This window comes from Paraburkholderia phenazinium, from assembly GCF_900100735.1.
GTDB lineage: Bacteria > Pseudomonadota > Gammaproteobacteria > Burkholderiales > Burkholderiaceae > Paraburkholderia > Paraburkholderia phenazinia.
The window spans coordinates 38132-51075 of record NZ_FNCJ01000005.1 but is presented as its reverse complement, the minus strand read 5'-3'; the positions used below and the strand labels follow the sequence as shown (position 1 = coordinate 51075).

Sequence of the window (12944 nt, the reverse complement as noted above, 5' to 3'; positions counted from 1 at the left end):
CCCGCCATGAACGACGATCAACTGCTCCGCTATTCCCGCCATATCCTTGTCGACGAACTCGGTATCGAGGCTCAGCAGCGTTTTCTCGATGCGCACGCAATCGTCGTCGGTGCCGGTGGGCTGGGCTCGCCGGCGGCGATGTATCTGGCCGCATCCGGCGTGGGCAAGCTGACCCTCGTGGATGCAGACACGGTCGACCTCACCAACCTGCAACGCCAGATCCTGCACGTGACGGCCTCGGTGGGCCGTAGCAAGGTCGAATCCGGGCGCGATGCGATCGCCCAGCTCAATCCAGAGGTGGTGGTGGATGCGGTGGCCCAACGCGTCGACGATGCGTGGCTCGACGCGGCTGTGCCGCACGCCACGGTCGTGCTCGATTGCACCGATAACTTCGCGACCCGCCACGCCATCAACCGCGCCTGCTGCGCGCATGGGGTGCCGCTCGTGTCAGGGGCCGCGCTGCGCTTCGATGGACAGATCAGCACGTTCGACTTCCGCGACGCGGCGTCGCCCTGCTACGCCTGCGTGTTTCCGGAAGATCAGCCGTTCGAGGAAGTAGCCTGCTCGACGATGGGAGTGTTTGCGCCGACTGTGGGGATCATCGGCGCGATGCAGGCAGCCGAGGCACTGCGTGTGATTGCAGGCATCGGCACGCCGCTGGTGGGCCGCCTGATGATGCTCGATTCGCTGCGGATGGAATGGAACACGATGCGCATCGCCCGCCAGCCGGATTGCCCGGTGTGCGGCGACGCGCATCGTAGTTAGGTCACGCGCGGGCTTCGCGCCCGCCTGCGCCGCCCGAAGCGCCACCATAAGCGGCGCCAGCCAACTTACACCAGTGCAACCCGCTTCAACGCGGCCTGCACCTCTTCCGGCTCGAACGAAGCCAGCACATCCGCCACCGGCTTCTCCAGCGTTTTCACGTGCGAACGCAGGATCTCCTGCTTGACGACCAGCAACTGGCTCGGGTGCATCGAAAACTCGGTGAGGCCCATGCCGAGCAACAGACGCGTCAGGGCCGGGTCACCCGCCATCTCACCGCACACCGACACCGGCACACCCGCGCGCTTCGCCTCGCGCAGTGTGAAGGCGATCAGATGCAGCACCGCCGGATGAAGCGGGTCGTACAGATGCGCAACCGCGTTGTCCGCGCGGTCGATCGCCAGCGTGTACTGGATCAGATCGTTAGTGCCGATCGACAGGAAATCGAGCCGCTTCAGGAACAACGGCAAGGCAATCGCCGCCGCCGGAATCTCGATCATGGCGCCGACCCGCACGTTCGGATCGTAGGCAAGCCCCGCGTCGTCGAGCTGACGTTTGGCCTCGCGAATCAGATCGAGCGTCTGGTCGATCTCCTGCGCATGCGCGAGCATCGGAATCAGGATCTTCACCGTGCCGAACGCCGATGCACGCAGGATGGCGCGCAACTGCGTGAGGAACATCTGCGGCTCGGACAGGCTCCAGCGGATCGCCCGCAGCCCCAGCGCCGGATTCGCGGTGGTCTCGTAGCCGTCGCCACTGCTCATCGAATCGAGCGGCTTGTCGGCGCCCACGTCAATGGTGCGGATCGTTACCGGCAGCCCGTTCATCAGTTCCACGGCCCGCTTGTACGCCTCGAACTGCTCCTCTTCCGCCGGCAGCTTGTCCTTGTGATTCATGAACAGGAATTCGGTGCGGAACAGGCCGATGCCGGTTGCCCCCGCATCCACCGCCGCCTTCGCGTCGTCCGGCAGTTCGATGTTCGCACACAGCTCGATGCGCGTGCCGCACAGCGTCTGCGTGGGCGAAAACTTCAGGCGCTGCAGCTTGCGCTGTTCGAGCGCCTTTTCGCTTTGCCGGTACGAATACTCTTCCAGCACGATCGGCGCCGGATCGACGATCACGATGCCGTGGTCGCCGTCGACGATGATCAGGTCGTCCTGGCGGATCAGCGCGCTCGCGTGCTGCACGCCGACGGCAGCCGGAATGCCGAGGCTGCGCGCCACGATCGCTGTATGCGAGGTTCGGCCGCCCAGATCCGTAACAAAACCCTGAAACGTTTGCGTCTTGAACTGCATCATGTCGGCCGGCGCAATGTCGTGCGCAACCACGATCATTTCGTCGCACGCGCCGTGCACGTTGTCCACGAGGCTCGCGGCCGTGGCCCCCGCCAGCGCCTTCAGCACGCGTTCGACCACCTGGTGGATATCGGCTTTGCGCTCGCGCAGATACTCGTCTTCGATGTCGTCGAAATGGCGCGAAATGCGCTCGAGTTGCTCGGTCAGCGCCCACTCGACGTTGTAGCGGCGCGTACGGATCAGATCGATGGTTTCCTGGACGAGCATCGCGTCGTTCAGGATCATTGAATGAACGTCGATGAACGCACCCATCTCGCTCGGCGCGTCCGCCGCGAGATCGTTGCGCAATGTATCGAGCTCCTGATGAACGAGTTCCTGAGCCGAGCGGAAACGCTCGACCTCGCCCTCGATCTGGGCAGGTTCGACCAAATAGTGGTCAACGTCGAGTGCAGCCGGGGCGATCAGATAGGCCCGCCCGATGGCAATACCGCGTGACACGGGAATTCCATGCAGCGTGAAGGACACGCGCACCTCCTCTAGTTGTGTGATGCCGCGGCAGACCGCTGCAATGCTCTCAGACCATGCAGGTCATTATAAATTCCGCAGCGCCCCAGCGCCCGCTTTGACGCTGTGCAACGCAGCACGCGCGTTGCGCCAGATTACGATGCCGATTGTGACGCGCAGCGCTGCATGGGGCCGGAGTAAATGCTAAAGCACTCACTCCGGCCGACAAAAAAAAACGCCGCGGGAAGCCGCGGCGTGATGACACAAACGAATCTGTGCGCGCGGCGCGTTACTGACCTTCGCCGAATTTATCAGCGATCAGTTTCAGTAGTGCGTCCATGGCTTCTTTTTCGTCGGAGCCTTCAGTTTCGATCAGCACCGTGCTGCCGATACCTGCGGCCAGCATCATCACACCCATGATGCTTTTCGCGTTGATGCGCCGCCCGTTGCGGCTCATCCAGATTTCAGCCTGGAAGTTACCCGCGAGTTGCGTCAGTTTGGCCGACGCACGCGCGTGCAGCCCCAGCTTGTTCACGATAGTCGTTTCCTGTTGCAGCATGTGATGGTCCGAAGCGCGGGTAATGATGTTATGAAAGATGAAACTGAAACCGTTACAGGCTCGTCGAGCCCTGCTTTTGCTTGAGATCGGTCTCCGGCGGCATGACCGGGGGTGAGCAGTCCGTCGCAACGGAAGGTGTGCTTACCGCCGCGGGCGTGCCCGGAACGATTGCCTGCACGCCTTTGGTGGCCCCGGACAGCGCCTTGTCGACCAGCGTGTCGAGCGGCGTCGCGCGATAGCAGACCGCACGCAGCAGCATCGGCAGATTCACGCCGGCCAGCACGCGCACCTCCGGCAGCGACGCCAGCCGCGCAGCAATGTTGGAAGGCGTCGCGCCGAACATATCGGTCAGCACCAGCGCGCCGTTCTCTTCCCTGAGCCGCTCGATCTCGGAGTATGCGAAAGCGACCACCTGCGCGGGGTCGCAATCCGGCGACACGTCGATGACGCCGATGCGGGCCGGTAAGCCCCCGTAAACGTGCGCGATACAGTCCCTGAGCGCCGTTGCGAGGGGGGCGTGTGCAATGATCAGAATGCCTGCCATGTCAGCCTTGCTGCAAAAAACGGCCCTGAACCGTGGCCCGGGTGTTAGCCCGGTCGTCACACCCTCGACCGGCCGATGGTCAGGAGGGTCGGATCGGCGTCTCCGGACGCCCGCTCGTCAAGCCTGTTCGGCCCGGCGGCGAGCATCTGTTAGCGGCCCACTGATGCCTGCTTCATGAGCACGGCCCGCGCTCTATGCCTGTTGGCGATGCTAACCGATGCGGGCCGCCGCAGAAGAGCGGGCATTGTAACAGGCTCATTTTCTCGCTTCCGCCACTTGTTCGCTCGGCGGCGCCCTTGCGCCCCCAAGGCGCCCCGGAGTGGCCCGGGGTGGCTCTTTATCCGACCGCACGCTCCAGCGCATCGATGAACATCGCGGCGACGTCGAAACCGGTCTGATCCATGATTTCGCGGAAGCACGTCGGGCTCGTCACGTTCACTTCGGTCAGCCAGTCGCCGATCGCGTCGAGCCCCACCAGCAGCAGGCCGCGCGCGGCCAGCACCGGCGCCAGCGTTTCGGCGATCTTGCGGTCGTGCTCCGTTAGCGGCTGCGCCACGCCAAGGCCGCCCGCAGCGAGGTTGCCGCGCACCTCGTTGCCCTGCGGGATACGCGCCAGCGAAAACGGCACTGGCTGGCCGCCGATCAGCAAGATGCGCTTGTCGCCTGCCTTGATCTCGGGGATGAACTTCTGCGCCATCACCGAACGCGCGCCGTCGTGGCTCAGCATCTCGATGATCGAACCGAGGTTCATGCCGTCCGCTTTCACACGAAACACACCCATGCCGCCCATGCCGTCGAGCGGTTTCAGGATCACGTCGCCATGCTCGGCGTGAAACGCGCGCAGCCGCGCGGCGTCGCGCGTCACCAGCGTCGGCGCCACGAACTGTGGAAATTCGCCGATCGCGAGCTTTTCCGAGTGATCCCGAATCGCCTGCGGCTTATTGAAGATGCGGGCGCCGCCTCGTTCCGCAAGCTCCAGCAGCCACGTCGACGTCACGTACTCCATGTCGAACGGCGGGTCCTTGCGCATCAGCACTGCGCCGAAGCTCTTCAGCGTGCGCGGCGCGGCGGCATCGGCCGCATACCATGTGTCGCGATGGCCGTCGGCCTCGTCGCCCACAATCGCAAAACGCTGCACGTTCGCCTCGACGTCCGCCCCGGTCCACGCCAGGTGCTGCGGCTCGCAGGTGTAGAGCGTGTGCCCGCGCCGGGCCGCCTCGGCCATCATCGCGTAGGTCGAATCCTTGTAGATCTTGAAGTGATCCAGCGGGTCGGCGATAAAGAGAATGTCCATGGAGATCCTGGTGCGCCCTGATGGGCTTGGCATTATGCGTTAAACAAGGGGCGGTGGCCGCAGCCGTGCCGCCCATCGATCCAGCGTAGCGTGTCCGCCATGCCGGGTCATCCGGCGTCAAGCAGCGGCCGTCAAACCTGGATCGCTTCCGGATCGGTCTTTTCCAGCTCCACCGAGGCGGCCAGCAAGCCGAGGCGCGCCACCACGCCGTACATATAGAAGCGGTTCGGCGGTGCGACACCCGGCTTCGCATGCGCGTCGGGCAGCGCCGTGTGCTCGAAGCCGAGCGGCACGAAATGCATGCCCGGGGCGTTCAGGTTCTGGTCGCGCTCGCGGCTGCCGTGCACGCGGTAGAAGCCGCCCACCACGTACCGGTCGATCATGTACACGACCGGCTCGGCGACTTCCTCGCCAATGCGCTCGAACGTATAGACGCCCTCCTGGACGATCACGTCATGCACCTCGAGGCCGTCCTTGGTGGCCGCCATCTTCGCGCGTTCGCGCTTGGTGAGCGCGGCGACTTCCGAGGCGTCGTGCACGGTCATCACACCCATGCCGTAGGTACCGGCATCCGACTTGATGACCACATACGGCTTCTCGGAGATACCGTATTCGCGATACTTCTTGGCAATCTTCTTCAACACGCCGTCGATCGCGTCCGCGAGCGCCTCTTCACCGGTTCGCTGCTGGAAATCGACGCCTTCCACGTGCGCGAAGTACGGATTGATCATCCATGGGTCGATCTCGACCATCTTCGCGAACTTCTTGGCGACGTCGTCATAGCAGGAGAAGTGCGTCGACTTGCGGCGCACCGCCCACGCTGCGTGCAACGGCGGCAGCAGATACTGCTCGTGCAGATTTTCGAGGATGGGCGGAATGCCGCCCGAGAGATCGTTGTTCAGAAGAATCGAACAGGGATCGAAATTCTTCAGACCAAGCCGGCGCGTCGACCGTTCGAGCGGCTCGAGGACGATCTTCTGACCGTCCGACAGCGCGATGGTGACCGGACCGACAATGCTTTCGTCGAGCGTGCCGAAGCGTACGTTCAGGCCAGCCTGACGCATGATTGTGGCGAGCCGCGCGACATTCTCCAGATAAAACGCGTTGCGCGTATGGCGCTCCGGAATGACCAGCAGGTTCTTCGCGTCCGGACAGATCTTTTCGATCGAGGCCATCGCCGCCTGTACGGCGAGCGGCAGCACTTCCTGCGGCAGGTTGTTGAACGCGCCGGGGAACAGGTTGGTGTCGACCGGCGCGAGCTTGAAGCCCGCGTTACGCAGGTCGACCGAGCAGTAGAACGGCGGCGTGTGTTCCTGCCATTCCAGACGGAACCAGCGTTCGATGGCGGGTGTAGCGTCGAGGATCTTCCGCTCGAGATCGAGCAGCGGGCCGTTTAACGCCGTAACTAGGTGCGGAACCATTGATCACTCGCAGACTGGAGAAAAAAGATTGTAGAGCAATTGCTTCGTCCATTTGGGGACGGTTTCTCCATTCGCAAGCAGGGATGGATGCAATCTCGCTATGGGCGCGATAGCCGGTGGAGACTGCTCCTAAAGGCAGTCTACCGCGATTCCCCCGGAAATAGCAGCGCGGCAAGCACCAAGAAAAAGGCCCGCCAGAAGGCGGGCCAAAGTCGCTGCGCTTGATTCGTGATTCGTAAAGCCTGAAACCCTTGAAGCTTGACCAGCCTTTCTGAAACGTTATTCGACGTGTTCGCCGTGCAGGCTCACGTCCAGACCTTCGCGCTCCTCTTCTTCCGTCACGCGCAGGCCCATTACCATGTCGATCACCTTCAGCAGGACAAAGCTCACCACACCGCTGTAGACCAGCGTGGTCAGCACACCCTTGGCCTGCAGGATCACGCTGCCGTCCGCGCCGCCGATGTCCTTGACTGCAAACACGCCCGTCAGCAACGCACCCACGATGCCGCCGATGCCGTGCACGCCAAACGCATCGAGCGAATCGTCGTAACCGAGCTTGCCCTTGAGCCACGTTGCCGACCAGAAGCAGATCACGCCTGCGGCAATACCAATCACCAGTGCACCACCCACACCGACGAAGCCAGAAGCCGGCGTAACGGCTACCAGACCAGCGACTGCGCCCGATGCGATACCGAGTGCCGACGGTTTGCCCTTGGCGATCCATTCAGCAAACATCCAGCCGAGTGCTGCCGCGGCGGTTGCGACCTGAGTCGTCAGCATGGCGAAACCGGCACGACCGTCGGCGGCCACAGCGGAACCTGCGTTGAAACCGAACCAGCCCACCCACAGCATCGCCGCACCGATCAGCGTCAGCACGAGATTGTGCGGAGCCATCACTTCCTTGCCGTAGCCGACACGCTTGCCAAGTACGAGGCAGCAGACCAGACCCGCGATACCGGCGTTGATGTGCACCACCGTGCCGCCTGCGAAGTCGAGGATGCCTGCGGCAGCCAGCCAGCCGGTCGGTTCCCAGACCATGTGCGCGATCGGCGAGTAGACGATGATCGACCACAGCGTCATGAACACCAGCATGGCCGAGAACTTCATGCGGTCAGCAAACGCACCGGTGATCAGCGCCGGCGTGATGATCGCGAAGGTCATCTGGTAGACGAAGTAGACCGTTTCCGGGATCGTCGGAGCCAGGTGGCTCACCGTCAGCGTGGTCGCCTTGTCGCCGTGGATATAGTTCATGCCGGCGAGCAGGACGCGCGAGAAGCCGCCGATAAACGAGCCGCCCGGCGTGAACGCGAGGCTATAGCCGATCACCGTCCAGACGATCGTCACGACGCAGGTGATCGCATAGCTTTGCATCAGCGTGGCGAGCACGTTCTTCTTGCGGACCATGCCGCCGTAGAACAGCGCGAGGCCCGGGATCGTCATGAACAGCACGAGGGCGGTGGAGGTCAGCATCCAGGCGGTGTCGCCGGAGTTGATCTTCGACGAGTCGACCGAGAACGGCGCGGTCGGTGCAGCCGGAGCGGCGGCGGCAGCCGCGGCGGATGCATCAGGCGCGGCGGCGGCAGTTGCCGGCGCCGAAGCAGCGGCAGCCGGGGCGGAAGCGTCCGGTGCCGGCGCGCTGGCCGTCGTATCGGCAGGCGCCGAGGCGGCTGCAGGTGCGGAAGCGTCGTCCGCGAGGGCGGCGCCGACACCGCCCGCGAGCAGCGATCCGGCCATCAGCAAGGACATCAATAATTTGCGCATCTTCGTTTCCTCTTGTCGCTTAGTCGCTATCGTTCTAATTACAGGGCGTCCGCCCCGGTCTCCCCGGTGCGAATCCGAATCACTTGCTCGATCGGCGTGACGAAAATCTTGCCGTCGCCGATCTTGCCGGTGCGTGCCGCACGCTCGAGCGCTTCGATCGCCTGTTCGACGATGTCGTCCGAGACCGCGGCCTCGATCTTCACCTTCGGCAGGAAATCGACGACGTACTCTGCGCCCCGGTACAGCTCGGTGTGGCCTTTCTGACGCCCAAAGCCCTTCACTTCTGTCACCGTGATTCCGGAGACGCCGATTGCCGACAAGGCTTCGCGCGCCTCATCGAGCTTGAACGGCTTGATGATTGCGGTAATCAGTTTCATGAAATCCTCGCTGTAGTTGCGTAACCCGTTTGCGTAACCTTGTTTCCCCTGAACTGTTGCGTCGACACGCGGTTGCTGCTCACACCGTATCGATGCAGTGCCGGCAAAAGGCTCCCGGCAGTGCGCGCCGGGCAGTAACAGCAACTCGCATGCCATGTGAGGGTCAGGACGGCTGGAACCGGTGCCGTCAGACGCCTCGGGCGCCCCCTGGCCGGATGGCTAACGTGGGCGGGCGACGGTGGCGCGCCGCCTGGATCGTTGCTAGAGTGTTCGCAGGCTCCGGATTCGAAGACGCGCACCAAACGCGCTCATGCCGCGGGACGGGTTGCGAAGGCATGCACCAGAAACGCTCATCCGCAGATCCGGAGCACAGACGTAATGACATATGCACACTTTTTGTGCACCCAAGGGGAACACCATGAAACAACCGAACGACGTCTTCAACGATTTACAGGCGCGTATGAGCGATCTGCTCAAGAATTCGCCGGCCAAGGATGTCGAACGCAACGTCAAGGCCATGCTGTCGCAGGGCTTCTCGAAGCTCGATCTGGTTACGCGCGAGGAATTCGATACCCAGACCCAGGTGCTGGTGCGCACGCGCGCACGCCTCGAGGAACTGGAGCGGCGCGTCGCCGAGCTCGAACAGAAGCTGCCGGTGACGCACACGTCCTGATGCTGCTCTGAGCTGCACACATCACTGGCAAGCGAGCCGTGACGTCATCAGCGCTTTAGGGGATCGTGCGCGCCGCCGGCGCGCCGTCTGACGGGAGAAAACATGTCGCTTGCCGTGGTGCGCAGTCGCGCGCCGGCCGCTGGCCGCGCGCCCGAAGTAACGGTCGAGGTTCACCTCGCCAACGGATTACCCTCTTTTTCGATCGTGGGCCTCCCCGATCTCGAAGTGCGCGAGAGCCGCGAACGCGTGCGCGCCGCACTGCAGAACTGCGGCTTCGACTTTCCCGTGCGCCGCATCACCGTCAATCTCGCTCCCGCCGACCTGCCCAAGGAATCCGGCCGCTTCGACCTGCCGATTGCGTTGGGCATTCTCGCCGCGAGCGGGCAGATTCCGGCCGAATCTTTAGCGCACCGGGAATTTGCAGGCGAGCTATCGCTGACCGGGGCGTTGCGGCCCATGCGCGGAGCGTTTGCGATGGCGTGCGGCACGGCGCGCAGCCACGCTGCGCAGGCGGAAGCCGAACGCTCGCAGCACGCTCCCGAACTTTATCTGCCGGCGGCCAGCGCCGCAGAGGCGGCGCTCGTGCCCGGCGTGGATGTCTACGGCGCGTCCGACCTGCCCTCGCTGTGCGCCCATCTGTCAGGCGTGCCGGATGGCCGGCTGACGCCGGTCGCCGCCCCCGAGCTGCCCGCCGCGCCGGCGGCCCCGCCCGCCGACATGGCCGACGTGATCGGTCAGCGCGGTGCACGGCGGGCGCTGGAAGTCGCGGCCGCAGGCGGCCACCACGTGCTGATGGTCGGGCCGCCCGGCGCCGGCAAGTCGATGCTGGCCGCGCGCCTGCCCAGCCTGCTGCCGCCCATGACCGACGACGAAGCGCTCACCTCGGCAGCGCTACTGTCGGCCAGCATGTCGGGTTTCTCGCCGGCGCAATGGCGGCAGCGGCCGTTCCGCGCGCCGCATCACTCCTCGAGCGCAGCGGCGCTGGTGGGCGGGCGCAATCCGCCGCAGCCGGGCGAGATCACCCTGGCGCACCTGGGGGTTCTGTTTCTGGATGAAATAGGCGGTTAGCTTTTTGGTCAATGGTTGTCAATGAGACCGGGGGCAGTACTGGCGGGGCATCGGCTCCATTTCCTTGGCCGCGACCACCTTGACAACTGTCACCGCTCACCCGACAAGCCGGTCGGCCAACCTCGGGCCGCTTTGCAACAGCCTGCACGCCGTGGCTAATCCCAACAGGAAAGCACTTGCCTTGCCTCTCCGGGCTCTTGGGTTGTCTTGCTTTCATCACTCACCTTGGAACCATACGCAGGACGCCATTTTACATCTGCTACAGTATTTGATAGAAATGTTTAATCTACATCTACATCTCGATAGTTTTATACTATCATAGACGTTGGCGGCTAGAAAATACGTATTGGACCCAATAGATTGAGCCCGGCAACATGAAAACGGTCCAATCAATTCCGCGTCCCATGAATACCCCCCTTATCCGCGACGTGTCCGCCTACCAGAACTTTCGGCTCACGAAGGTGACTCCTGAGGCACAGGCACTTATCGGGGATGTAGTAAAAAAGGCCGCGTCACACATCGCTCGCCGGATGCCAAGAGTTATCCGATGCTTCGAGTGTTATCTTCAGATTACCGACGGCCCGGTACTGGGAGCCCGGGAAACTTGGGTTGCCAACATTCGCGTCCTTGAAAGCTTTATCGGCGCTCTTAATTCGCCGGCATTCATACAAGCAAAAGGTTCGACAAGAGCCGCATACGTGCAAGTTGGCATGTATTTGCTTACGACGCTCGGAGGTCAAACCGTCGACAAAAACGTTTCGACGGGCCCTCGCAGCAGTCTAGTGATGCAATTCACGGAACGCTTTCAAACGCTCCAACTGAATGAAAGTGCGGTCATCCTTTGGCGAGCGTGGCCAGTGACCCCCTTGAGCGGAAAAGTGATTTCCCTACCACTCTATGGCGTCTACGAAGCACACGGAGCAGCCATTGCACAGAGCCTGCACGATGCCTGTGCAACCTACGTTGCGACACGTCGAATTGACCGCATCCCTGGTTTCAAAGAGCTAGCAGACTATTTATCGGGGTTACCATCCTTCAACTTTTCGACATATCAATCTCCGGACTCGTCGTCTCTCCTCTGGGAAAACTTTTATCAATTTTATAAAGATTCAAGAGCCGGAAAATGTAAGCCCCAAACAATTCTTAACGACTGGTGTACTTTTTGCTCATTCGCACAAAGCGCACTCATCGGCCCCGGCCTAATCTCTCCTCCCGCCGGCGGAATGCCGGGCCCGTTGGCAGAAGATATTTTTAGCACGGAGGATAACAAGGCACTAGCAAAATTGCTTTTACCGGTCCCTCCCGAGTTGGGTACGTATCAAGCTCTCGCATTCTTGCGCGAGGAGATGCCGAAAACACTACATATAATCAAAAAATGGGCGACCGACGAAGCCGAAAGCTTATACAACCGGGCGAAAGCGAGGCGTCATGCCGCAAGACTCGGGACAGCGCGAGTGCGGCCTGAAGACGCGGAAGGAAAGTCAAACCCCAGGTCGCTGATGAATAGAGAAAACCCCACGTTTTATGAAAATGCGTGTGCGACCTACGAGCGATACGGCCATATTTCTCGCCAAGATTACGAAAATCCAGCTGGCATTTTTCCGGATAATCTCGAACTCGTCTCTCACGAGCTTGGCCTTCCGTCCGCCGGCACTCTCTTGGCTCATGCTACTTTACTCGTCCACGAGCATCCCGAAATAATACCGTCTTTTCTTGAGAATCTTCGGCTGTGGAACTCGAGCGGAAAGCTTACAGGCTTGGTCCGTCTAGGTAAGGTAACGTATCTGATTGGCAAAAAATACCGAGCCCACGGCAAACATGTTATTAAGCAAATTCAACTAACAAAAACCTCCCGCAGGTTAATAGTCGAAATCCTGCGAATAACATCGAATTTGCGCAAATATCTCAAGGATAGGGGCGACCCAAACTGGCGGTATCTTTTTCTTTCATGTGACAAAGGATTTGACTATCCCACACGCCTAACGAGATTTTCGCCGCTCACCTCCGGACCTGGTCCGAGAGAAAGACTGGCAAATGCTTTTTATCAGGCTGGTGCACCAAGCATTGCGTACGTCCATACGTTGGCCAAACAGTTTTCCTTGAGAAGTGTCCGGCACACTCGCGCAATCACGATATTCCTGGAGACGCACAGCGAAGTTGAGATGGCGAAAGCACTTGGACACGCGAGACGCTCGAGGGCGCTCAATAGCTATTTGCCAAAGGCGCTTGCCGCGTTTCTCAGGGTACGCTGGATACGTGCATTTCAGACTCGGATTATCGTACATACCACTAGAAATTCTCCACATCAGCTGATTGCAAGCGGCCTTTGCGACACACATGCTTTAAACATGTTTATGGAACAGCATCCATTTCCGGATATAGACCAGCTTTCGCACTCGTATGACGAAGGGAGTGTCGCAGCAACCGATTCAGATATAAAAAATGGGACATTCGTCATAAACGGGAGCGTCGGCAATCTCACTGTTCTAACCAATATCATTCGAGCGGTTGATGAGGCCAATCAGCCGATGAACGCAAATGCAAAATACTGGGCATCACTGTCTAAACATGTAATCGAGTACATAAAATCCCAATCCGGTCGCCAACCATCGTTAGCAAAAGCGATTTACGAGGCAGAATCGAACAGCCGGATTCTCGACCTATCGTTGGTGATTTATGCCTAGTC

Annotated in this window: 10 protein-coding genes and 1 pseudogene; 4 read left to right on the top strand and 7 right to left on the bottom strand. The window is 61.2% G+C overall.

Annotated elements, in window-relative coordinates; translation table 11 throughout:
* Positions 1-6 precede the first annotated feature (6 nt).
* Positions 7-765: a HesA/MoeB/ThiF family protein gene (locus BLQ92_RS12930; RefSeq protein WP_090684897.1), complete on the top strand. Its 759-nt coding sequence runs from the start codon at positions 7-9 to the stop codon at positions 763-765.
* Positions 766-830: 65 nt separating this feature from the next.
* On the opposite strand, the gene ptsP is transcribed toward BLQ92_RS12930, so the two are convergent.
* From ptsP to BLQ92_RS12895, 7 genes are all read right to left on the bottom strand, one after another.
* Positions 831-2582, bottom strand: coding sequence for a phosphoenolpyruvate--protein phosphotransferase (gene ptsP / locus BLQ92_RS12925; protein WP_090684896.1), 1752 nt, complete (start codon positions 2580-2582; stop codon positions 831-833).
* Between the two features lie 268 nt (positions 2583-2850).
* A complete protein-coding gene (locus tag BLQ92_RS12920) occupies positions 2851-3120 on the bottom strand; it encodes an HPr family phosphocarrier protein (RefSeq protein WP_074263248.1) in 270 nt (89 codons plus the stop codon).
* A gap of 52 nt (positions 3121-3172) precedes the next feature.
* A complete protein-coding gene (locus tag BLQ92_RS12915) occupies positions 3173-3664 on the bottom strand; it encodes a PTS sugar transporter subunit IIA (protein WP_090684895.1) in 492 nt (163 codons plus the stop codon).
* 337 nt (positions 3665-4001) lie between these two features.
* Entirely contained in the window at positions 4002-4958 is a 957-nt protein-coding gene (gene gshB, locus BLQ92_RS12910; RefSeq protein ID WP_090684894.1) for a glutathione synthase, read from the bottom strand.
* 131 nt (positions 4959-5089) lie between these two features.
* Positions 5090-6379, bottom strand: coding sequence for a glutamate--cysteine ligase (gshA, locus tag BLQ92_RS12905; protein WP_090684893.1), 1290 nt, complete (start codon positions 6377-6379; stop codon positions 5090-5092).
* Between the two features lie 279 nt (positions 6380-6658).
* The gene (locus tag BLQ92_RS12900; protein ID WP_090684892.1) at positions 6659-8140 is read right to left on the bottom strand and encodes an ammonium transporter; all 1482 of its coding nucleotides are present in this window, start codon (positions 8138-8140) and stop codon (positions 6659-6661) included.
* A 38-nt stretch (positions 8141-8178) separates the two neighbouring features.
* Positions 8179-8517, bottom strand: coding sequence for a P-II family nitrogen regulator (locus tag BLQ92_RS12895; protein ID WP_074285567.1), 339 nt, complete (start codon positions 8515-8517; stop codon positions 8179-8181).
* Between the two features lie 418 nt (positions 8518-8935).
* Between BLQ92_RS12895 and BLQ92_RS12890 the strand changes: the two genes are divergently transcribed.
* From BLQ92_RS12890 to BLQ92_RS39360, 3 genes and pseudogenes are all read left to right on the top strand, one after another.
* A complete protein-coding gene (locus tag BLQ92_RS12890; RefSeq protein ID WP_074300916.1) occupies positions 8936-9190 on the top strand; it encodes an accessory factor UbiK family protein in 255 nt (84 codons plus the stop codon).
* Positions 9191-9292: 102 nt separating this feature from the next.
* A pseudogene (locus BLQ92_RS12885) lies at positions 9293-10249 on the top strand (YifB family Mg chelatase-like AAA ATPase); the annotation flags it as partial.
* A gap of 383 nt (positions 10250-10632) precedes the next feature.
* Entirely contained in the window at positions 10633-12942 is a 2310-nt protein-coding gene (locus BLQ92_RS39360) for a hypothetical protein (RefSeq protein ID WP_143016575.1), read from the top strand.
* The last annotated feature ends 2 nt before the right edge of the window (positions 12943-12944 follow it).

What these genes read in the sequence shown, in the direction of transcription:
- BLQ92_RS12930 (WP_090684897.1), top strand. Translation starts at nt 7, where the DNA reads ATGAACGACGATCAACTGCTCCGCTATTCCCGCCATATCCTTGTCGAC.
- BLQ92_RS12920 (WP_074263248.1), bottom strand. Translation starts at nt 3,120, where the DNA reads ATGCTGCAACAGGAAACGACTATCGTGAACAAGCTGGGGCTGCACGCG.
- BLQ92_RS12915 (WP_090684895.1), bottom strand. Translation starts at nt 3,664, where the DNA reads ATGGCAGGCATTCTGATCATTGCACACGCCCCCCTCGCAACGGCGCTC.
- gshB (WP_090684894.1), bottom strand. Translation starts at nt 4,958, where the DNA reads ATGGACATTCTCTTTATCGCCGACCCGCTGGATCACTTCAAGATCTAC.
- gshA (WP_090684893.1), bottom strand. Translation starts at nt 6,379, where the DNA reads ATGGTTCCGCACCTAGTTACGGCGTTAAACGGCCCGCTGCTCGATCTC.
- BLQ92_RS12900 (WP_090684892.1), bottom strand. Translation starts at nt 8,140, where the DNA reads ATGCGCAAATTATTGATGTCCTTGCTGATGGCCGGATCGCTGCTCGCG.
- BLQ92_RS12895 (WP_074285567.1), bottom strand. Translation starts at nt 8,517, where the DNA reads ATGAAACTGATTACCGCAATCATCAAGCCGTTCAAGCTCGATGAGGCG.
- BLQ92_RS12890 (WP_074300916.1), top strand. Translation starts at nt 8,936, where the DNA reads ATGAAACAACCGAACGACGTCTTCAACGATTTACAGGCGCGTATGAGC.
- BLQ92_RS39360 (WP_143016575.1), top strand. Translation starts at nt 10,633, where the DNA reads ATGAAAACGGTCCAATCAATTCCGCGTCCCATGAATACCCCCCTTATC.